Genomic DNA, 22,110 nt, shown 5'->3' with positions numbered 1-22,110 from the left:
ACGATCAGAAAAAAAAGCCGAAGCGGCTTCCGCTCCGGCTTTTTTGCTAAAGTGCAGAACCCATTACCACTAAACGCTAAAGTGGGAATTCAGTACTTTTTCCACTTTTATTTTCTTCAGCCTGGCCACGACCGGAATTCCATTTTCATAGGGCGGTGGTGCTTCGCCCTGAATCAGCGGCAATAAATAGTCCCGGCAGGCAGCTGTAATATCAAACCCGCAGTCACTGATGTAGTCACGGGGCATCATTTGCTCGACGTTGGCCACTGCGGCCAGATTGGCTTCACCAATGGTCCAGGAGTACGCTTCACCGGGGTTGCGAACGATGGTGGGCATAACGGCGTTTTTCCCGGCGATGGCAAATTCAACGGCGGCTTTGCCTACAGCGTAAGCGTGTTCTACATCCATGGCGGACGCTACATGTCGGGCAGCCCGTTGCAGGTAGTCCGCGACCGCCCAGTGGTATTTGTAACCCAGTTCACCTTTTATCATGTTGGCCACAAAGGGGGCTACACCCCCTAACTGGGTATGACCGAAAGCGTCTTTCCCGCCGCTGTCTGCCAAAAAGGTGCCGTCCGGATTGCGCGCACCTTCTGAAATCACAATCACGCAATAGCCGTGGTCTTTAACCGATTGTTTTACTTTTTCCAGAAAGGCAGGACGATCAAATACGATTTCTGGAAACACGATAATATGGGGCGGGTCGCCTGCTTCACATCGCGCTAGAGCGCCTGAGGCAGCGATCCATCCGGCATGACGTCCCATCACTTCCATAATGAAAATTTTGGTGGATGTTTCGCACATGGAGGCCAGGTCAAGCGAGGCTTCCTGAGTGGACACTGCAATGTATTTGGCGACGGAGCCAAATCCGGGGCTGCAATCAGTAAAAGGCAAGTCGTTGTCAACGGTTTTTGGAATCCCGATGCAGGTGATCGGGTAACCCATGGTTTGGGAAATTTGTGACACTTTATGAGCGGTGTCCTGCGAATCGCCACCGCCGTTATAGAAAAAATAGCCGATGTTATGGGCTCTAAATACTTGTACCAGGCGCTCGTATTCGCGCTGGTTTTCTTCGAAGCTACGCAGTTTATAACGGCAGGAGCCGAAGGCACCGCCCGGAGTATGCTTTAGAGCAGCGATCGTGGCACTGGATTCCTGGCTAATATCTATCAGGTCTTCGGTAAGAGCCCCTATAATTCCGTTATGACCGGCATAGACTTTGTTGATATGATCCGGATACGCCCTGGCCGTCTCAATGACACCGCAGGCGCTGGCGTTGATGACAGCCGTCACTCCACCGGATTGTGCATAAAACGCATTCTTCTTAGCCATTCGGAACTCCCGGAAAATTGGCGTTCATTTTCTGTAGTTTATGTGCCATCAGGGCAATAATTAATTGGGCGGCATCATATAGTAAATAGCCACCTTATTCATGTTGTGTTGAATAGGGCTCAAGGTATTTGGCACAATGACCGGCCTTTTTTAGGGATTTATTGTCCCGCTCACTCCCCGGAGAGTTCTTTGAAATCGTTGTTCAACCTGTTCTGGCACATTTGTCTTTTTCGCAAAGGGCCGCAAGACGTACCGCATGCACCGGCGCTGGTGGGCCTGTTGTTGGTGACTTTATTAATACTATCGGCGCTGATGCTACTGGCACTGGAGCCAAGCTACCTGGTTGCTAAGATGGCGGGTAGTGCAGCGGCGCTGTTTGCCTGGTGTGCTGCGGTGTTTGGCGTACTTAGTTTTAAACAGCAGAGTAACCGGTTTGCGCAAACCATGACGGCCTGTCTGGGCAGTGATCTTATTATTAGTGTGCTGAGCATTCCAGTGCAGATTATCGGTATCCGTTTACCCGCGGAAAGTGGGCTTAGCTCATTGCTGTGGTTTGCTATGCTGATGTTAATTATCTGGGACATTCTGATTAAAGCGCGCATTTATAGTTCCGCCATGGAGCTGGGGCGTTTACAAGGCAATTTTCTGGCCATTGCCCTGTGGATCAGCTTGTTTATCATCAGTCTGTCGTTTTTGCCAGCGCAGGCCTTGCAACAAGAACAACCCCTTCCACCAGAGCACACTTCAACACCTTAAGGATTCGTTATGCATCTGCACTTTTTAGGTATCTGCGGCACGTTCATGGGCAGTCTGGCGCTGTTGGCGAAAGCGCAGGGGCATCGGGTTACCGGTTCCGATGCCAATGTGTATCCGCCGATGAGCACTCAGTTGGAAGAGCAGGGGATTGAATTAACCGAAGGCTACGATCCTGCGCAGCTGGACCCGGCTCCGGATTTGGTGATTGTCGGCAATGCGATGTCGCGCGGTAACGAAGCGGTGGAATATATGCTGAATCGGGGATTACCTTATGCCTCCGGACCGCAATGGTTGCGCGATCATGTGCTGCAAGGCCGGTGGGTGATTGCGGTGGCAGGGACACACGGTAAAACCACCACCTCGTCGATGGTGACCTGGATTCTGGAATACGCGGGATTACAGCCCGGCTATCTCATTGGTGGGGTACCGAATAATTTTCCGGTGTCGGCCCGTTTGGGGGATGATCCCTTTTTTGTGATTGAGGCGGATGAATACGATTCTGCTTTTTTTGACAAGCGTTCCAAGTTTGTCCACTACCTGCCACGCACTCTGGTGCTGAATAATCTGGAATACGACCACGCGGATATTTTCGAAGACATTAAAGCCATCCAGACGCAGTTCCATCATGTGGTGCGTACCGTGCCGGGCAACGGTCTGGTGATCCTTCCGCAAGCCGATGTGTATTTGGCAGAGGTCTTGGCGCGGGGCAGCTGGACGCCGCAGGAGTTAATTGGAGAGCGAGGCTGGCAAGGCAAACCAGTTACCGCCGATGGGTCTGAATTTGAAGTCTCCTATCAGGGCCACGTGTATGGTGTCGTCGCTTGGGAAATGTCGGGACAGCATAACGTTGATAACGGCCTGGCTGCCATCGCTGCGGCTCGTCATGCCGGGGTGAAACCGGAGCTGGCGGTGGAAGCACTCTGTCAGTTCGGCGGTGTAAAGCGGCGTATGGAAGTGGTGGGGGAAATCGGCGGAGTGACCGTTTACGATGATTTTGCCCATCACCCTACGGCCATTAAAACCACCTTGGAAGGACTGCGACGGCGGGTTGGTCAACAGCGTATTATCGCTGTCATCGAGCCCCGTTCCAATACGATGCGTCTGGGTGTCCATAAAGCCAATCTGACCGCGTCGACGGCGCAAGCAGATCAGGTATTGTGGTATCAACCACCGGGTGTGGGGTGGGAAATGGACTCAGTTGTAAGCGCCAGTGAGGTGCCTGCGGAACTGTATTCGTCGGTTGACGATATCGTGCAAAAACTGGTGTCCGGTGTGCGAAGTGGTGACCATATCGTGATCATGAGTAATGGCGGCTTTGGAGGCATTCATCAGAAGCTGGTGCAGGCGTTATAACGCGTTTATATACTCGGCTCGGGCCCGGAAAGTTGCGCTGATGGCTTGCGGCGTCGCGCTGTGCGACGCGCTATGCCCAGAAAAATCAAACCCAGGGCAAGCAAGGCGATGGATGTCGGGTCCGGCGCGGGTGCCGCGATCTGGAACACATAGTCTTCCAGCGAATCCCGTTTGAGGCTGGCCGTATCCACAACCGCCGGCACCGAGCCGACCAGAATCATATCAAACGCTGGTTGGGTGGCCGCCACGGTGTAGGGCACGCGGACGTCGTTGAGCATTTCAGTCAGTGACCAGATTTTTGCCAGTTCATTAAACGAGCCGTTAATGGCCGGATTGTTGGCCGGATTAAAGGGCACCGTAACGAAATTGGTGGTATCAATGTTGATTTGGGCCATTGAGTGATTCCGCGCAATGATCACTGAACTGGTCAGAGCGACAGCCAGTATCAGCGTTGCGATCAGGAATAGAATGGATTGAAATCTGAACATCTGGTTTACATTTCCTTACTGCTTATCTTCGGAATCAAAGCCTGTATATTTAACAAGCATAATTTGAGCCAGAAAAATAAGCCTATATTTATCAATTAGCTATCGCTATCACGACTTCTGTTCGTTGCACTTTTGTAAAAAATACCGACGCTTGCCCGCCCTTAAGATTTTGTGTTTAGAGTGTACAATTGATCCCTGGTTAATGTAACAATCAGAGCAAATAAGCGTGCATCTCACCGGCTGGTAAGCGTAGCCCGCATCTGATGAATGCCTGCTTTGCGAGCAGTGCAGAACCCGTGAAGGCAGTGAGAGAGGGGGCGGTAATGATGGAGCATAATGACGACAACTTATTCCTGTCAGAGATGGAAGGGGTGAAACCGCTGCAGCGTGCTCAGGGCAGGATTACTTTACGGCAAAGGCAGCGGGGTTCACAAAGCCCTACCGACGCTCAGCTGGCTCGTCGCGAGGCGGCGGCGCAAGAGCTGCAGCGGGATGAAAACCTGCTTACGTCAGAGTATGTGGAGATGGTCGGACCTCACGATATCCTGGAATACAAGCGGGGTGGCGTGCAGGAGGGGGTGTATCGGAAGTTACGACTGGGCAAGTATACCGTCGATGCGGTTTTGGATTTGCACCGTAAGACTGTGGAGCAGGCGCGTCAGGAAGTGTTTGAGTTTATTCGTGAATGTACCCGTCATGGGGTGCGCACAGTGATGATATTACACGGCAAAGGGGATCGCAGTGATCCGCCGGCGTTGTTGAAAAGTTATGTTAATAAATGGCTACCGGATTTACCCCAGGTAATGGCCTTTCACAGTGCGCAGCGCCAGCATGGAGGCGCCGGAGCGTTGTATGTTTTACTGAAGAAAAATGAAGCCAAGAAACAGGAAAATCGTGAGCGCCATTTGCGAGGGCGTTAGCCGCGCGTAAGGGAGGGATACGAAACCGGAAGCGGCTCAGGCTCTGGCTGAATCCGGCTCATCAAACAACAGGTGCCGGGTAAGGGTATCTGTTAGTTTTATGAAATCCACCGGCTTATTCACATGGGCGTCCATGCCTGCGGCAGCGGCTTTGATCCGGTGTTCCTGCAGTACATGAGCGGTCAGGGCGATAATCGGAATCGGGTCGAGATTGAGTTTGGCTTCCTGCAAGCGAATGTTTTCCGCCGTGGTGTAGCCGTCCATAATCGGCATTTCGCAATCCATTAGAACCAAGTCAAAGTCGTTATGTTGGCGGTTATACAGATTCAGGGCGGCTTGTCCGTTTTCCGCGACCGTGTATTTCAGTTTGAGCTTTTTCAGCATGCCGACAATTACCATCTGATTGACGTTGTTGTCTTCCACCACCAGGATGGATTTGCCTTCGATGAGTGACGGCGGGGATTCTGCGTGGGCAATTGCCTGCTCTTTTAGCGCGTTGATGACGCTGATGACAACCTGACGTAGTGAGCGCCCGGAGGCGGGCTTTTGCATGCACAGCGTAATGTTGGCTTTGGTTAATTCGCTCTGGGCGGGCTGATTGTGAGAAGCCGTGAGGAGGATGCATTGGCAGTCTGTAATCGCATCGGATTCCTTAATGGCCCGCGCGCAGTCCAGCCCTTTCATGTCGGTAAGATTTCTATCCAGGGTGACGATTTCGAATGGCGTACCGGCTGCGCTGGCTTGCTTCAGTATTTGCAACGCGTGTGACGCCTGTTGCGTGGACTGAACGTGCATGCCCCAGGATTTAGCCTGTTCACACACCATGCGTGCAAACTCCGGTGAGCTGTCCACCACTAATAAGCGGCGTCCTTTTAAAACGGTCAGAGGAACGATACGTTCGCGGGTGAACGCCGGACTGGCACTTTCACATTGAATAGTGAACCAGAAGCAACTGCCGATATTGGGAGTGCTTTCAATGCCAACCTCACCGCCCATCAGTTGGGCCAGGTTTTTCGAAATGCTCAGACCCAATCCGGTTCCGCCGAATTGGCGGGCAACACGGTTGTCCGCCTGGGCAAAGGCATTAAATAATTTTTGCTGTGTTTGTGGGTCGATTCCGATACCCGTATCCCGCACCTCAAAGCGCAGTATGTGGTGTTGATTGTTCGCAGACGGTAGCTCTGAAACCGACAGGTGTACGCTGCCCTCATGGGTGAATTTAAAGGCGTTACCGAGCAGGTTGAGAATCACCTGACGTAAGCGCGAGGGATCCGACTTGATAAAAGCCGGCGTGCCGGGCTCCATAGAATAGATTAATTCCAGGTTTTTGCGTTCGGCCGTCACGGTGAATATGGATGTGCACTCGACACAGAGTTGATCAAGATCAAAATCAATATGCTCCAACTCCATTTTACCGGCTGCAATTTTGGAATAATCCAAAATGTCGTTGATGACATTGAGTAAGGCTTTTCCTGAATTGGTGATCACGTTGAGGTAGTGGCGCTGATTTTCATTCAGCTCTGTATCGTGCAACAAATCCGCCATACCCAGTACGCCGTTCATGGGGGTGCGGATCTCATGGCTCATGGTTGCCAGAAAATCGCCCTTCGCTTTGCTCTCGGCGCGAGCTTCGAATATTTGTTGCTTGGATTTAAGCTCATCCAATTCAGCCTGGTATCGTAGTTGCAGATAACGGCTTTGTTCCTGTCGCGCCCGCTTTTCATTCTCCAGCGCTTCTTGTTGCGCCCGATGCTTGGCTTTTCGCTCTTCGTTAATACGGTCCGCTAACGCAAACGATAATAGGATAACCTCCAGTGCGGAGCCTATTTGAACTGAATGTTCTATCCAGGTGCTGGCCGGAATTAATCCGAATTTACTGAATGTCGTCAGCAAGAATGAAACCAGGAGGCTGCTCCAGGCGAGCAGGAAAAAACGCGCAGCGCGCTGCCCCCGGTGCAGCATATAAGCCCCTGTATACAGGCTCAGTAAAATACTTGGCACTCCGATGAAGGCGACCATTTGTATGGCCAAGTGATAAGGTAAAACCATGCTTAAGACAAACATGGCGGCAAAGAACACGGCAAAAGCAATCTTGAGTTTGTATAGTTTGGGGGCGAGCCGCTTCACGTCGAGCAGGGTAATAGTAAAAAAGATCGTGGTGAATGCGAAGCCGCTGATGCTGGCGGGCAGAATAATGCTGTTGATAGCGGGCAGCGTGGGCCAGATAAACTGGAAACCGATGCCATGTAATCCGGCGACAAACAGGGCACAGGAAAGCGCCGCTCCGGTGTAGTAGAGGTAGCTCACATGGCGGACGCTTAGATAGATAAACAGGTTGTATAAAATCATCACGATCATGATGCCGAAATACAAACCCTGCCCCACAAGCGAGGATTGTTGGTTTTCAAAAAAGTGCTCGTAATCCCATAATATGACCGGCGCTTCCAGTGCGCCTGAGCTGGCAATCATCAGGTACAGCGTGGCATCAGCGGACGGTGGCAATTGAAACGGGATGACAAAGTTGCGGTGGTTGGCGGGACGATCATGGAAAGGATAGGTATCCCCCATTCGATAGTGTGTTTCTGTTAGCGGCGCAGGGACATCCGCAACCCCGGCTACCGGCTCTGTGAGGACATAGACGTCAACGTGATCCAGAACCGGGTATGCGATTTCCAGCGCAAGGCGGGCGATGTCGTCAGTTTGGTTGTGAACTGGAATCTGCATCCAGAGGTGATCGGCACTAAAACCAAAAGCGGGGGCTTCTGACGTGGCTGAGAACCATTGGTCAGGGGCTAAGGAGCGGACATCGGAGAGGGTTTGGGATTGCGTATCATCCAGGTGATAACGGGTGTATTGGCCAACGTGTAATTGCAGAAAGCCCGCTTCCACTATGGCCGTTTCAGTGCCGTAGCTGAGCACAGGCTGGGCAATAAAAGCCAATAAAAACAATATGCTAGTGAACGTCACGGGGTTGGTTGTCGAGACCCTGCTGCGTTCAACCGAGGTTGGCGTCACAGTATGTCCATAGATGTGAGTTTGTATGTAAACTATAGCTCAATAGTTGAGCGAGCATGATCGGCTTTCAACACAAAGCCTAACTACAAACAAACCACTCCGGTAACACGAGTGCACCGGAGTGGGCGAGGACGAATAACTGCCAGATGATGCCGGGATTACGCTTTATCGATTGGCCCGGTTATCAATCAATTCGTTTACTACGGCCGGGTCAGCCAGCGTTGATGTATCACCCAATGTATCCAGTTCGTTAGCTGCAATCTTACGCAGGATCCGGCGCATAATTTTACCGGACCGGGTTTTCGGTAATCCGGGTGCCCATTGAATCAGGTCCGGCTTTGCGATAGCACCAATCTCTTTTGAAACGGCGTCCAGTAGTTCTTTGCGTAACGCCTCGCTCGGTTGAATGCCCGCCATGAGCGTCACGTAAGCATAGACACCTTGACCTTTGATGTCGTGAGGATACCCCACTACTGCGGCCTCGGCTACTGCGTCATGCAGAACCAGGGCACTCTCGATTTCGGCGGTGCCCATACGATGGCCTGAGACGTTGAGTACATCGTCAACTCGCCCGGTTATCCAATAATAGCCGTCTTCGTCCCGCCGGGCCCCATCGCCGGTGAAGTAGGTGTCCGGGTAGGTCGAAAAGTAGGTGTCGATCATGCGCTGGTGGTCACCGTATACGCTGCGGATCTGGCTGGGCCAACTGCGTTTGATAACCAGGTTGCCTTCGCAGGCTCCCTGTAACTCGTTGCCATCGTTGTCCACTAAGGCCGGTTCGATGCCGAAAAAGGGGACTGTAGCTGATCCCGGTTTGAGCGTGTGGGCGCCAGGCATTGGCGCAATCATGATGGAGCCGGTTTCGGTTTGCCACCAGGTGTCGACCACCGGACAACGGGTTTCGCCGACTACGTTGTAGTACCATTCCCAGGCTTCCGGGTTGATCGGTTCGCCCACCGTGCCCAGCAAACGCAGGCTGGCACGGGAGAATTTTTTTACCGGCTCATTGCCCTGGCTCATCAATGCGCGGATGGCGGTGGGTGCGGTATAGAACGTGTTTACCTTGTGCTTATCGACTACCTGCCAGCAGCGTGATGCGTCCGGGTAAGTCGGCACCCCTTCGAACATCAACGTAGTAGCGCCGTTAGCCAGTGGGCCATACACAATATAGGAGTGCCCGGTGATCCAGCCTACGTCAGCCGTACACCAGAAAATATCGCCTTCCCGGTAATCCAGAATATAGCGGTGCGTCATGGCGGAACCCAGCATATAACCGGCTGTGGTGTGCATAACCCCCTTCGGTTTGCCGGTGGAGCCTGAGGTGTAGAGGATGAACATAGGGTCTTCCGAGTCCATTTCCTGCGCCGGACAATCCGGGCTCATATCGGCTACGGCATCGTGATACCAAACATCCCGGCTGTTGTTCCAGCCGATCTCGGCGCCGGTTCGTTTGACCACCAGGCAGCAGCGAACATCAGGGCAATGGGCTAACGCTTTGTCGGCGTTTTCTTTCAATGCAATGCTGCGTCCGCCCCGCAGTCCTTCATCGGCGGTGATCAGTACTTGGCAATCGGAATCCAGAATCCGGTCCTTCAGTGATTCCGGCGAAAAACCGCCAAAGACCACGGAATGCACTGCCCCAATGCGGGCGCAGGCGAGCATGGCGTAGGCGGCTTCCGGAATCATCGGCATGTACAGGCAGACGCGATCGCCTTTCTTTACACCTTGTGCGAGCAGGGCATTTGATAGCCTGCCGACCTGTTCATACAGCTGCCGGTAAGTGATGCTGAGATCTTCGCTCGGGTCGTCACCTTCCCAGATGATGGCGACCTGATTGCCGCGTTTTTCCAGATGTCGATCAATGCAGTTGTAACAGGCATTGAGCTTGCCATCTTTGAACCAAGTGGTTTCGCCTTTGGCAAAGTTGTATTCATTGACGCTGCTCCAGGGCTTGGACCAGTCAAGAAACTGTTTGGCGCGGGCGGCCCAGAATTGATCGGGCTGTTCCAGGGATTCTTTGTACCACGCTTGGTATTGTTGTTCAGTGATATTGGCGTCTTTGGCGTAGTCCGGGTCCACAGGGTGGTTCTTGATTTTATACATGGTGCGAGCTCCTGTTTTCAAAATGCTATTTCTCGACGTTACCGTTGCCTGCCCGTGTTAGCAATTATCCTTTAGTCAAAAAAGACATGGTTAAACCTTGTTCGATAAGGGAGTGCTAACGCTATAGGCCGCGCGGCTATAGGGGGTTGAGCACGTATACATTACAGTCCATTTACAATCAGTAAAAATAATTAAATTTTAGGGTTGTTAATCTTTCAAAGGTGGCTAGAATATTTTCGAAACCACAAGATATTGTGGTTGGTGGCATGAGGGAAGCGGATATAGCGTGTTTGTCTAATTTCATTCGATTTAGGAATATCGACTGAAAAAGCGGTTGAAAGCAGGCCGAACCGCACCGTGCAAGGGTATCAAGCATGGCTCATTATTACAAAAGCTAACAATTGTCACACCAAGAAGGTGGCTTATGCGACATCTTTTTTTCTGCCTGAATTCAGGTCAGGCCAAGTCGGGAATGCAATGTAGTCCTCTGAATCAATCATCTGTACCGCCGGTGCCATTAAGGCGCTGACGGCATCTTCAAACACGTCATTTCGGGTATGTGGCCGCGGCCATATCAAATACATATTTATGCAAATTAATAAGAAGGTGGCAATGAGCGCTGTATCTTATCAACCAGTAGAGAAACAAGCTGAAAAGGAAATCCCTCTTCAGGAAGCCTCAATGGACATCTGGCAACAGAAGTATTGTCTGCAGGATAGCGATGGCAACGCCGTAGATGCCTCCATTGATCATTCTTTTAAGCGGGTGGCCCAAGCGCTGGCCGATGTTGAAACAGACGCGGGTAAAAAAGTTGAATGGTATGAGCAATTCCTGTGGGCATTGCGTCATGGCGCTATTCCCGCCGGCCGGATCCTTTCCAATGCCGGCGCCCAGGCTTATAAAGCGGATACTTCAACGATTAATTGCACCGTGTCGGGCACCGTCAATGACACGATGGCCGGTATACTGGAAAAGAACTATGAAGCGGGGCTGACACTGAAATCCGGTTGCGGCATCGGTTATGAATTTTCCACTCTGCGCCCGCGGGGCGCTTATGTATCCGGCGCCGGGGCGAAAACCTCCGGCCCGCTCTCCTTTATGGATATCTTCGATCGTACTTGTTTTACTGTCTCCTCAGCGGGCGGTCGACGTGGTGCTCAAATGGCCACGTTCGACGTGTCCCATCCGGATGTGCTCGAGTTTGTAAAAGCCAAACGTGAAGATGGCCGATTACGTCAGTTCAACCTGTCTTTGTTGATTAGTGAAGAGTTTATCGATGCGGTGGTGAAAGACCAAGACTGGCCGCTGATGTTCCCCATCAAAGCCAACAGCCCGGACGCCAGTAAACTGGATCTGAAAGATAAATCCCAGGTGGTGTGGCGTGAGTGGCCCGCCAATGACGGTTATATCGTCAATGATAAAGGCTTGGTGGCCTGCAAAATCTACGGGCATGAAAAGGCCACAAAAATTTGGCACGCGATCATGACGTCCACCTATGACTTTGCTGAGCCGGGCTTCATCCTGATTGATAAGGTGAACCAGATGAACAACAACTGGTTCTGTGAAAACATCCGGGCAACTAATCCCTGTGGCGAGCAGCCGTTGCCGGCGTACGGCAGTTGCTTGTTGGGCTCGGTGAACCTGACCCGTTATGTGCGCAACCCGTTTACCGATAAGGCCTATTTCGATTGGGACGAATATCGAAAGGTGGTGTCCGTATTCACGCGCATGCTGGACAATGTGGTTGAAATCAATGGATTGCCGTTGGAGCGTCAACGCCATGAGATCACCAACAAGCGTCGTCATGGTATGGGGTTCCTGGGACTGGGCTCAACCCTCACCATGTTACAGATGAAATACGGGTCGCCCGACTCTGTTGATTTCACTGAACAGGTGGCTAAGGAAATGGCCGTGACCGGATGGAAAACCGGACTGGAACTGGCGCAGGAAAAAGGTCCGGCGCCGATCATGGAACAGGATTTCGTCGTCGATGGTGCGATGCTGCGCAAACGCCCCGAAATGAAAAAAGACGGCTTCAAAGTTGGCGATAAGGTGAAAGGCAAGATCCTGCACACCAAATACAGCCGCTATATGCAAAGGCTGGCGGAAGTTGAACCGGAGTTGGTAGAAAAGCTATCCAAGGTGGGAAGTCGGTTTACGCACCATTCCTCTATCGCACCTACCGGCACTATTTCGCTTTCCATTGCGAATAACGCCAGCAACGGTATTGAACCCAGTTTTGCACATCACTATGCCCGCAATGTAATCCGGGAGGGGCGCAAATCTAAAGAGAAAGTGGATGTATTCTCTTATGAGTTGCTGGCGTATCGTGAATTGGTTAACAGCGAAGCAATGCCCTACAGTGATGACGAAGATATGAAGTTGCCCGAATACTTCACGGCGACGGATAATGTCTCACCGGAACAGCATGTTGATATTCAGGCTGCTGCACAAAAATGGGTGGATTCGTCTATATCCAAGACGATTAACGTGCCTACGGACTTTGAGTACGACAAGTTCCGTGATATTTATTTGTACGCGTTCCGTAAAGGTCTGAAAGGCTGTACCACATTTCGTTTCAACCCGGAAGCTTTCCAGGGTGTTTTGGTGAAAGAGAAAGATATCGAAAACACGATTTATAAATTTACGCTGGAAGACGGCACCGAGATTGAAGCCAAAGGTAACGAAGATATTATTTACGACGGTGAAACGCACAGCGCAGCTAACTTGTATGATGCCTTGAAAGAAGGTTACTACGGCAAACTCTAATGGACGACGAGAATTCAGGTAAAAAACCCATGGCTAAAGAAATTAAATCCAAGATCGTTGGGTATGAAGTGGTGAAAGCAGATCAGTCTGCTGCTGAACTGAAGAAGCCCGAAAACAATGTTGTGCACATGCATGAAAGCGTGGAGCGTCCGGAAATGTTGCTGGGCTCCACATACAAAATAAAAACTCCTTTGTCGGATCATGCGTTGTATATCACAATCAATGACATCATTTTGAACGAAGGCACCGAACATGAGCAGCGCCGTCCGTTTGAAATCTTTATCAACTCCAAGAATATGGAGAACTTTCAGTGGGTGTTGGCGTTAACTCGCGTTATCTCCGCTGTATTCCGTAAAGGGGGGGATAGCACCTTCCTGGTGGAAGAAATGAAAGCGGTGTTTGATCCCAAGGGTGGTTATTTCAAGCGGGGGGGCAAGTTCATGCCTTCGCTGGTGGCTGAGATCGGGGAAGCGATTGAAACCCATATGCAGATGATTGGTATGATCAAAAGCGAGTTGGATGAACATCAGAAAGCCTTTATCGAAAAGAAAAAACAGGAGCTGAAACAGGCAAAAAAGCCTGAAATGTCGCATGCGGAAGAAGAAAGCTCTTTCCCTGAAGGGGCAAGCCTGTGCGGCAAATGCAGCACCAAATCAGTGGTGTACATGGATGGCTGTATGACCTGTTTAAGTTGTGGTGATTCCAAGTGCGGCTAACTCCCGCCTAGAAATTTCAGCAATTGAACCATTGCAATGCCGTGTCTTCTTGTTGGGGCGCGGCATTTGCGTTTATTGGCCCAGTTTTAAATCACTCAATGGACTGCGCACGGCATGCCCGCCCCGGTTGATCACATGGGTATAGATCTCTGTCGTTTTGACGTCGGTATGTCCCAATTGGGATTGAATGGTACGAATATCCGCCCCCCTTTCCAGCAGATGAGTGGCAAAAGAATGACGTAGCGAATGGCAGGTGGCCGGCTTACGAATTTCGGCGTTTCTCACTGCTATTTTAACGGCCTTCTGTACCGTTGAAGTGTTTATGTGGTGGCGGCGCTTTTTGCCGGATCTGGGATCAATAGAGTAGTTATCGGTTGGGAATAAATATTGCCAACCGAGCTCAAACGGTGCGTTGGGGTACTTTTTATCCAGGGAATAGGGAAGATACACGCCATCCCAATCAGATCGCATGGCATCGAGGTTGTAAAGTGATCGCACCAAGTTAACTTGCGCTGTGAGCAAGGGGCATATCTCTGGCGCTAATGTCGTGAATCGCTGTTTACGGCCTTTGCCTTCGCGAACCAGAACAGAAAGGCGATCAAAATCAATATCGTGAACCCTTAAGCGAACCGTTTCCATCACCCTCAGTCCTGATCCATACATCAGCGCCGCACATAGTCGAGGAATGCCTTGCAGCTGCCGGAACAAGGCCGTTACTTCTTCGTGTGTCAGTACGGTAGGCAGCTTGCGGGATGCGGTGCTGGCGCGATGGAAGTCGCTGAAATCCCCAGGATCGATTTGCAGAACCTGTTTGAACAGGAACACGACAGCATTCAGCGCTGTTTTCTGTGTGGCGGGTGCCACGTGCCGTTGCAACGCCAAGTGACCCAGATAGCTTCTGATATGCTGTTCTGTCATGGTGTTTGGATGCTGCATGCGATGAAATCGAATAAAGCTAAGTATCCAATAAATATAGGTTTCTTCTGTACGCATACTGTAATTCTTGGCCCGAATGGTATCCCTTACTTGCTCCATGAGCTTTGGTTTCATTAATGAAATCCTAAAGTCAGATTGATCGGTAAATTGCTTTTAATAACCCTTGTTCGGCTGCTATCCTTATTAACAGAGAGACACGGTAGAGTTAAAGATCAGCCTGTTTCTACTATATTTATATACAGTTGATAGTCTTTGATAAAGTAGTAGTAGTTGTTGCCCAAATGAATGAGTGGGGGGAGGCGCTTTTTTGTTTAAATTTACTGGGGGTTGCCCAGGGGCGGTAGCGTGCCTGAGGGTATTTGGTTGTGCCGGGTAGATATATGGACCTGCGGCGTAATCATTTTGCGGATGCGATTGATACGTAGAGATAAGTGGTTGAGGTTTCGGGTGAAATTTTTTATGTGTCGCGCGGTGCCAAAAAATATATGGACTCAAGTCGCAATGGGTTTGTGGTTTTGGGGAATTGAATAGAATGTTATAGTGCGCCCGCTCAGGATCATACCGGGCTGGATGTACGATAAAGTCCATAGTCAGTGTGTGAAAAACCCAGCTAAAGCTGTGAGGGAACTGGTCAGCGATTTCATCTTTCTGTACGCTCTGAAGCGCAAGCCGCCGCACGCATAACGAGTTGATGCGGACGACGGCTTGCGCTTCAGAGTGTAGAGTGAATCTACGGTCACTTATATTTCTATTAAATTTAAACCGCGTTCAAAAAAGGGTTGGTGGTGAATTGAAACACCGAGGGACGAGCGCAATATAACAACCAGATGATATGGAATCTAAAAGTTGTCACCCATCTTGCTGCGCAAGCTGACCGCCAACTTTCTTAACGATTCCATATATCTACTCTCGTTATAACTTTGCGAGCTGAAATATTTTTAAAACCAATCGGTCCTACATCTACTCTAGTGCATGCGGGGTAGGGCATTACTCCCGTTTATTCGGTCGGCTTTTTAAGTAGTGAAAAGCTGATGGCGATCAACTAGATTTAGTGGTTTCTCCGCAATTTGCACTGAGCTAACGATTTAGTTAAGGGAGCACTGCTCCAGAGTCGGGCCGTAGTTTTGTTCAGGTGTTGTGGTTTCACGGTGTTTTCTATCGGGTTGGTTCCGGGGGCATGGGCGGTTCGTGGACATCGAGGACGTGGCAAATTTTGGCAGCGGTGCATTTGATTCGGATCGTGGTTTATTCCGTTGCCACAAACCTTGAGTGCATTCTTGCGGTGACAAACGGTATGATTTACGGCAGCATCACAATTCGATAGGGCAGCCCACTTACCTTCGGGCTTTTATAGTTCTATCCAGTTACGATGGAACAAAAGACAAAAAAAGTACGAGTTGGTGGGCGGTGCAGGTAATGCGTTTTACCCAAGCAAATTATAACCATCACATGCAGTGGAGCCGCTTACGTTCCGCCGTTTTTGTGCATTCGCTTTGCTCATTATTGCACAAAAACGGCTCCACTCCAGCGGCCCACTGATGTGGGCGTTCAGCAGCATTTGGAGGCATACCTAAGGAGGTTTGAATGCCAGAAAAATTTGTGAATGTGGACGGCAGATCACTCTGGAGTGAGTCGGTTGGCTCGGACGGTGCCGACACGATTCTTTTGGTCGCTGGCGCTAATGCGCCGGCCCTCATGTGGCCAAATGATTTTGTTGCGCTTCTTGTTTCCAAGGGATATCGAGTCATTCGGTATGATCATCGTGATACGGGACGCTCTACCTTCATTGAGTTTGATGATGCCCCATATACCGTGGAGGATCTGTCGTCAGATGCGGTATCAATTCTCGACGCATGGGGAGTGGACAAGGCACATGTCGTGGGTTTATCGATAGGAGCGACGTTAGGGCAAGTGCTTGCGCTGGATCACCCGGATCGGCTCCACAGCTTGACCCTTATGTGTGGAGCCGCACTTGATGTGGACTTCGTTGGCAATATCGGTCGAGCCTTTTCAGGGGAGAGTTCACCGGATGGGCTGCCACTTCCAGACAGAGAGGTGCTTGAAGCGCTTTCTGCACGAGCAACGCCCTCAAAGAGCATGGAAGAAGAACTTGATCGTCGCGTAAAAGAGTGGGCCCTCCTCTCAGGAGAAAAGCTTGAACTTGATGCGTCTGATTTTCGGCTTCGTGAGCAACGATGTATAGACCATGCCGGAACTTGGGCACAGCCTGGAAATCACGCGATGGCGACGCCAGTACCTCTTTCCAGAGGAGTTGAGCTGCGCAAGGTGAGCGTTCCGGCCTTGGTGATTCAGGGTTCTGAGGATCCGCTCAACCCGCCACCCCATGGCAAGCACATTGCGGATTTGCTGCCGAATGGCCATCTGGTAGAAATGGACGGGCTTGGGCATTGTCTGCCAAAGGCCTTATTTCCTCGGATAGCAGATGAAATTGCTCACCATGCTGAACAAAGCCATGCAGCCGACGCTCGTACCTCGCGCGCCTGATGGCGGCGTTAAAAGGTAGAACATGACTTCGAGAGATATCACAGCAATTGCACTCCGGCTCTTTTCGCTATGGCTGTTGGTTCAAGTAATCTTGAATATACCTAGTTTGGTGATGCTCCTGACAAGTGTAGAGCAGTACCAAGGCCAGGTGATTCCCGAATATGTCCATATCTTTCTAATTGGCGGTATAGCTCTCGTGGGCTTACTTGCAGCGTTTCTTATTTTGGTCGCTGCTAGAACTGCCTTAGCCCGTTGCCCCAGCGAAGGGAGCGTAAATCTGGACCAAGAGGGCCAGATGTTTCTCCTTCAATTAGGAGGAGCATACTTTGTAGTCACTGCTTTAGCCTATTTGCCGCGTTCGCTTGGCTTCCTTTCTCATTCACTGGAATTTTCGTACTCAAATTTGCTATGGCCGCTCGGCCTGGTGTTTCAGCTATGCATCGGCCTCTCGTTGGTGGTTAGATCGTCACAGTGGAAAAAGCTATTGGCCAAACTTAGGGGGAGTCAGTGAAAGCTTTTAACAATACGCGCCAATACGCACACTTCGTGTGCCGGACGCTCGCAAGCTCGCGCCGTTGCGCTCAGCGTTAGGCATAAAATGAGCATCCGAGCATATATACAAGATGATTTGCACGCGATATTCGATATTTATGATCGTTCAAAACTTGATGAACTCAATTTTGAAGATCAGATATTTACGCTTTTACCGCTTAAAGATGACGAGGCGAGATTAAGTGGGCTAATGGAATCAGATATATATGTATATCAGGATCACAATTGTATCTCTGGCTATGGTGCTGTTTGTGGCAACGAAATTCGAGCCCTGTTTGTTCATCCCAAGTTTAGGGGCAAGGGTGTAGGGAAAAAGGTACTTGAATTTTTATTATCACTTATCCAGGGGCAGCCATGCTTGTTTGTTGCAAGTTCAAATCAACCGGCAAAAAATTTGTATCAGTTGTATGGTTTCAGTGTTACAGAGACATTTGAAACCACATATAATCACGAGCCAGTAATTGCACAAAAGATGGTTCGTGCTGTTTTAGAACAAGATAATCGGAGCTTAGGCTAAATGGAGTTATCTACGGCGTTCGGAGTTTTGGGGGTAATCGCAAATGCATTGTGGCCTCTTATCAAGCACCGTAAGTTTTTGCTGCTTGGCCAAGTGATAGCTTGTATTTGTATGTTTGTTCACTTTTGGTTATTGGGTGCGCATACTGGCGCGGCGGTTATGGCTGTTGCTGGGCTGCAAGCGACCTTAGCCATCCCCCTGGAAGCACACCCCAGATTCAAATCAGTTTATTTTGTCTCGCTCCTGTTAATCCCTTTGGTGTCTTGGTTTACGTGGCATGGTCTGCCATCTATATTTTCAACTTTTGCGCTAGCATTTTTCTGTATAGGTAATTTGCAAATTAACATCAAGCACCTCCGTATATTGCTGCTGTGTTGCTTGTTTTGTTGGGTCGGGCATAATTTGTTAATTTCATCCTATCCCGCATTGGTTTCAAACTTTCTTGCATTATGTACCAGTATTTATGGTCTTGTGCGGGAATTCATGCCTAACAAATGCGTGCACGGGATGTCAAAAAGCTGCGCTTTTTGCCACCCGTGACGCAGGCGTTATAAATTGCCAGTTCAAATATTTTTAAAACCAAGCGGTTTTACATCTACACCTTCGCAAGTCCGATAGGGCGTTGCTACCGCTTGTTCGGTTAGAATTTTAAGTAGTTTAGAGCTAGAAGTGATCAACTAGAGTTTGCATTGTCTCCGCAATTTAGACTGAGTTAACGATTTAGTTCAGGGAGCACTGCCCCATAGTCGGGCCGTGGTTTTGTTGAGGTGTTGTGGCTCCATGGTAGTTCCTATCAAGTTGGTTCCGGGTGCATGGGCGGTTCGTGGACATCGAGGACGTGGCAAATTTTGGCAGAGGTGCATTCGATTCGGGTCGTGGTATATTCCGTCGCCACAAACCTTGAGTGCATTCTTGCGGTGACAAACAGCGTGATATACGGCAGCATCATAACTCGATAGGCTGGCCCACTTACCTTCGAGCTTCAATAATTCTATCCGGTTATGAAGCAACAAAAGCCAAAACAAAATACGAGTTGGTTGGCGGTGCAGGAAATGCGTTTTACCCAGGCAAATTATAACCATCACATGCAGTGGAGCCGCTTACGTTCCGCCGTTTTTGTGCATTCGCTTCGCTCATTGTTGCACAAAAACGGCTCCACTCCAGCGGCCCACTGATGTGGGCGTTATGTGCTCAGCAAGATATTGGGTTCTTGCCAATAGTTAAAAATGGTGGGGAAATTATTTTCACCAACTAATTCAAAGCTAGGAAACCATATCTCGAATTTTATGAGTTCGTTTTTCGCAGATTTTAAAAATTGGTGGCGTGAACCAACTACTCGTTCAACCAGAGTATTAGGAGCTATTTTCGGTTCTATTAGCGGAGCATTTATCGGATGTATAGTTCGAGTATTTTATGGAGCAATACCAGCTCCATTTAGTGAATTTCTGACATATGCACTATACGGATGCGTTATAGGACTGGTGCTAGGTTTAATTTTTCCTAAAATTACATCGCTTATTTCCGCTCCATTCATAAAAATATTAGAAAATATATAGGCAATACCTAAGCCACATGCACATAACCAAGCCAAGCAGCACCGGTTGCTTCGCAACCGTGGACCTCTCTACGCTCCGCAATTTTTGTGGTATCGCTCCGCTCTTTTACCACAAAAACTGCTCCACTGCATTCGGCCGCTGTTGAGCGGCGTTATGTGCCCAAATGCACAGCAGAAATGTTTAAGGAAATACAGTGAATTTCAGCAATACTACCCCGATTCTACGAATATTTGACGAAAAGAAAGCGAAAGAGTTTTACGTAGACTATCTGGGCTTCACCGTAGACTGGGAACATAGATTTGAAGATGGCCTCCCACTTTATATGCAAGTATCACGAGGCAATTGTGTTCTACATTTATCTGAACATCATGGAGATTGTTGCCCGGGGGCTGCCATGAGGATAAAAACTGATGGCCTAAAAGAATTTCACAGCGAACTTCACGAAAAAAACACCAAATTTGGACCGCACATAGAAAGAACTCCTTGGGATACAGATGATATGTCTGTTAAAGACCCATTTGGCAACAGGCTAACATTTTGCACCGAGATCAGCACATAACAATCAAAAAGCAGCACCGATTGCTTCGCAATCGTGGACCTCTCTACGCTACGCAATTTTTGTGGTATCGCTTTGCTCTTTTTACCACAAAAACTACTCCGCTACGGTCGGCCGCTGTTTTTAAGCGTTATAACTTTGCGAGCTGAAATTATTTTTAAAACCAAGCAGTTTTACATTTACACCTTCGCAAGTTGGATAGGGCGCTGATACCGTTTGTTCGGTCGGCAATTTAAGTAGTTTAAAGCTGGTAGCGATCATCTAGAGCTAGTTTTTTCTCCCCGATTTGGACTGAGCGTGCGGCTTAGTTCAAGAAGCACTGCTCCAGATTCGGGCCGTGGTTTTGTTCAGGTGTTACGGTTCCATGGTGATTTCTATCGGCTTGGTTCCGGGTGCATGGGCGGTTCGTGGACATCGAGGACGTGGCAAATTTTGGCTGAGGCGCATTTGATTCGGGTCGTGGTTTATTCCGTTGCCACAAACCTTGCGTGCATTCTTGCGGTGACTAACTGTGTGACTTACGGCAGCATCATAACTCGATAGGTCGGCCCACTTACATTCGGGCTTCAACAGTTTTATCCTATTACGATGCAACAAAAGACAAAACAAAATACGAGTTGGTGGGCGGTGCAGGCAATGCGTTTTACCCAAGCAAATTATAACCATCACATGCAGTGGAGCCGCTTACGTTCCGCCGTTTTTGTGCATTCGCTTCGCTCATTGTTGCACAAAAACGGCTCCACTCCAGCGGCCCACTGATGTGGGCGTTATAACTTTGCGAGCTGCAATAATTTTAAAACCAAGCGGTCCTACATTTACTCTAGCGCGGGGGGGTAGGACATTGCTCCCGTTTATTCGGTCGGGTTTTTAAGTAGCGAAAAGCTGATGGCGATCAACTAGATTTAGTGGTTTCTCCGCAATTTGGACTGAGCTAACGATTTAGTTCAGAGAGCACTGCCCCAGAGTCGGGCCGTAGTTTTGTTCAGGTGTTGTGGTTTCACGGTGTTTTCTATCGGGTTGGTTCCGGGTGCATGGGCGGTTCGTGGACATCGAGGGCGCGGCAAATCTTGACAGAGGTGCATTTGATTCGGATCGTGGTTTATTCCGTTGCCACAAACCTTGAGTGCATTCTTGCAGTGACAAACAGCGTGATATACGGCAGCATCATAACTCGATAGGTCGGCCCACTCACCTTCGGGCTTTTACAGTTCTATCCAGTCACGATGCAACAAAAGACAAAACAAAGTACGAGTTGGTGGGCGGTGCAGGCAATGCGTTTTACCCAAGCAAATTATAACCATCACATGCAGTGGAGCCGCTTACGTTCCGCCGTTTTTTTGCATTCGCTTTGCTCATTGTTGCACAAAAACGGCTCACTCCAGCGGCCCACTGATGTGGGCGTTATAAATTGCCAGTTCAAATATTTTTAAGACCAAGCGGTTCTACATCTACACCTTCGTAAATTGAATAGGGCGCTGCTACCGCTTGTTCGGTTAGGATTTTAAGTAGTATAAAGCTAGAAGTGATCAACTAGAGTTTGCATTGTCTCCGCAATTTAGACTGAGCTAACGATTTAGTTCAGGGAGAACTGCCCCATAGTCGGGCCGTGGTTTTGTTGAGGTGTTGTGGCTCCATGGTAGTTCCTATCAAGTTGGTTCCGGGTGCATGGGCGGTTCGTGGACATCGAGGACGTGGCAAATTTTGGCAGCGGTGCACTTGATTCGGATCGTGGTTTATTCCGTTGCCACAAACCTTGAGTGCATTCTTGCGGTGACAAACAGCGTGATCGGCGGCAGCATCATAATTCGATAGGTTGGCCCACTTACCTTCGGGAATTTACAGTTCTATCCAGTTACGATGCAACAAAAGCCAAAACAAAATACGAGTTGGTGGGCGGTGCAGGCAATGCGTTTTCCCCAAGCAAATTATAACCATCACATGCAGTGGAGCCGCTTACGTTCCGCCGTTTTTGTGCATTCGCTTCGCTCATTGTTGCACAAAAACGGCTCCACTCCAGCGGCCCACTGATGTGGGCG

15 protein-coding genes are annotated in these 22,110 nt (G+C 49.7%); 9 read left to right on the top strand and 6 right to left on the bottom strand.

The annotated features are described in order from the left end of the window. Positions 1-69: 69 nt before the first annotated feature. A complete protein-coding gene (locus tag FT643_RS04135; RefSeq protein WP_156869493.1) occupies positions 70-1,332 on the bottom strand; it encodes a 6-phosphofructokinase in 1,263 nt (420 codons plus the stop codon). A 189-nt stretch (positions 1,333-1,521) separates the two neighbouring features. Here FT643_RS04135 and FT643_RS04130 point away from each other — a divergent pair, with 189 nt between their 5' ends. Together FT643_RS04130 and mpl are read left to right on the top strand one after the other, a co-directional pair. Then, entirely contained in the window at positions 1,522-2,088 is a 567-nt protein-coding gene (locus tag FT643_RS04130) for a hypothetical protein (RefSeq protein ID WP_156869491.1), read from the top strand. A 9-nt stretch (positions 2,089-2,097) separates the two neighbouring features. After that, entirely contained in the window at positions 2,098-3,441 is a 1,344-nt protein-coding gene (gene mpl, locus FT643_RS04125) for a UDP-N-acetylmuramate:L-alanyl-gamma-D-glutamyl-meso-diaminopimelate ligase (RefSeq protein WP_156869489.1), read from the top strand. A gap of 5 nt (positions 3,442-3,446) precedes the next feature. Here mpl and FT643_RS04120 read toward each other — a convergent pair whose 3' ends face one another. After that, on the bottom strand, positions 3,447-3,929 hold the full coding sequence (locus FT643_RS04120; protein ID WP_156869487.1) for a hypothetical protein: 483 nt from the start codon (positions 3,927-3,929) through the stop codon (positions 3,447-3,449). A gap of 323 nt (positions 3,930-4,252) precedes the next feature. On the opposite strand from FT643_RS04120, the gene smrA reads away from it, so the two are divergent. Continuing rightward, a complete protein-coding gene (gene smrA / locus FT643_RS04115; protein WP_232339860.1) occupies positions 4,253-4,849 on the top strand; it encodes a DNA endonuclease SmrA in 597 nt (198 codons plus the stop codon). A 36-nt stretch (positions 4,850-4,885) separates the two neighbouring features. Here the strand turns inward: smrA and FT643_RS04110 are convergent, their stop codons facing one another. Both FT643_RS04110 and acs read right to left on the bottom strand, forming a co-directional pair. Then, positions 4,886-7,864, bottom strand: coding sequence for a hybrid sensor histidine kinase/response regulator (locus FT643_RS04110; protein WP_156869485.1), 2,979 nt, complete (start codon positions 7,862-7,864; stop codon positions 4,886-4,888). Between the two features lie 165 nt (positions 7,865-8,029). Continuing rightward, the gene (acs, locus tag FT643_RS04105; protein ID WP_156869483.1) at positions 8,030-9,967 is read right to left on the bottom strand and encodes an acetate--CoA ligase; all 1,938 of its coding nucleotides are present in this window, start codon (positions 9,965-9,967) and stop codon (positions 8,030-8,032) included. A gap of 612 nt (positions 9,968-10,579) precedes the next feature. Between acs and FT643_RS04100 the strand changes: the two genes are divergently transcribed. Next, positions 10,580-12,736, top strand: coding sequence for an adenosylcobalamin-dependent ribonucleoside-diphosphate reductase (locus FT643_RS04100; RefSeq protein ID WP_156869481.1), 2,157 nt, complete (start codon positions 10,580-10,582; stop codon positions 12,734-12,736). A 29-nt stretch (positions 12,737-12,765) separates the two neighbouring features. Continuing rightward, complete coding sequence (locus FT643_RS04095) at positions 12,766-13,452, top strand: TSCPD domain-containing protein (RefSeq protein ID WP_156869479.1); 687 nt, start codon at positions 12,766-12,768, stop codon at positions 13,450-13,452. Between the two features lie 72 nt (positions 13,453-13,524). Here FT643_RS04095 and FT643_RS04090 read toward each other — a convergent pair whose 3' ends face one another. After that, complete coding sequence (locus FT643_RS04090) at positions 13,525-14,502, bottom strand: integron integrase (protein ID WP_156869477.1); 978 nt, start codon at positions 14,500-14,502, stop codon at positions 13,525-13,527. A 1,470-nt stretch (positions 14,503-15,972) separates the two neighbouring features. Between FT643_RS04090 and FT643_RS04085 the strand changes: the two genes are divergently transcribed. The 4 genes from FT643_RS04085 to FT643_RS04070 all read left to right on the top strand — a co-directional run bounded on the left by FT643_RS04085 (position 15,973) and on the right by FT643_RS04070 (position 20,077). Continuing rightward, complete coding sequence (locus FT643_RS04085; protein ID WP_156869475.1) at positions 15,973-16,893, top strand: alpha/beta fold hydrolase; 921 nt, start codon at positions 15,973-15,975, stop codon at positions 16,891-16,893. Positions 16,894-17,491: 598 nt separating this feature from the next. After that, the gene (locus FT643_RS04080) at positions 17,492-17,962 is read left to right on the top strand and encodes a GNAT family N-acetyltransferase (protein ID WP_156869473.1); all 471 of its coding nucleotides are present in this window, start codon (positions 17,492-17,494) and stop codon (positions 17,960-17,962) included. After that, positions 17,963-18,502 (top strand): YgjV family protein, encoded by a 540-nt coding sequence (locus FT643_RS24000; RefSeq protein WP_156869471.1) that lies wholly within the window; start codon positions 17,963-17,965, stop codon positions 18,500-18,502. Positions 18,503-19,711: 1,209 nt separating this feature from the next. Continuing rightward, a complete protein-coding gene (locus tag FT643_RS04070) occupies positions 19,712-20,077 on the top strand; it encodes a glyoxalase superfamily protein (RefSeq protein ID WP_317621940.1) in 366 nt (121 codons plus the stop codon). Between the two features lie 1,849 nt (positions 20,078-21,926). Here the strand turns inward: FT643_RS04070 and FT643_RS23290 are convergent. Next, positions 21,927-22,110 (bottom strand): hypothetical protein (locus FT643_RS23290; RefSeq protein ID WP_232339859.1); only part of this gene is annotated, 184 nt, incomplete at its 5' end.

The sequence above is a fragment of the Ketobacter sp. MCCC 1A13808 genome, assembly GCF_009746715.1.
Taxonomy (GTDB): domain Bacteria; phylum Pseudomonadota; class Gammaproteobacteria; order Pseudomonadales; family Ketobacteraceae; genus Ketobacter.
This window is presented reverse-complemented; position numbering and strand designations above follow the sequence as displayed.

What these genes read in the sequence shown, in the direction of transcription:
- acs (WP_156869483.1), bottom strand. Translation starts at nt 9,967, where the DNA reads ATGTATAAAATCAAGAACCACCCTGTGGACCCGGACTACGCCAAAGAC.
- FT643_RS04090 (WP_156869477.1), bottom strand. Translation starts at nt 14,502, where the DNA reads ATGAAACCAAAGCTCATGGAGCAAGTAAGGGATACCATTCGGGCCAAG.
- FT643_RS04095 (WP_156869479.1), top strand. Translation starts at nt 12,766, where the DNA reads ATGGCTAAAGAAATTAAATCCAAGATCGTTGGGTATGAAGTGGTGAAA.
- smrA (WP_232339860.1), top strand. Translation starts at nt 4,253, where the DNA reads ATGATGGAGCATAATGACGACAACTTATTCCTGTCAGAGATGGAAGGG.
- FT643_RS04100 (WP_156869481.1), top strand. Translation starts at nt 10,580, where the DNA reads ATGAGCGCTGTATCTTATCAACCAGTAGAGAAACAAGCTGAAAAGGAA.
- FT643_RS04135 (WP_156869493.1), bottom strand. Translation starts at nt 1,332, where the DNA reads ATGGCTAAGAAGAATGCGTTTTATGCACAATCCGGTGGAGTGACGGCT.
- FT643_RS04085 (WP_156869475.1), top strand. Translation starts at nt 15,973, where the DNA reads ATGCCAGAAAAATTTGTGAATGTGGACGGCAGATCACTCTGGAGTGAG.
- FT643_RS24000 (WP_156869471.1), top strand. Translation starts at nt 17,963, where the DNA reads ATGGAGTTATCTACGGCGTTCGGAGTTTTGGGGGTAATCGCAAATGCA.
- FT643_RS04120 (WP_156869487.1), bottom strand. Translation starts at nt 3,929, where the DNA reads ATGTTCAGATTTCAATCCATTCTATTCCTGATCGCAACGCTGATACTG.
- mpl (WP_156869489.1), top strand. Translation starts at nt 2,098, where the DNA reads ATGCATCTGCACTTTTTAGGTATCTGCGGCACGTTCATGGGCAGTCTG.
- FT643_RS04080 (WP_156869473.1), top strand. Translation starts at nt 17,492, where the DNA reads ATGAGCATCCGAGCATATATACAAGATGATTTGCACGCGATATTCGAT.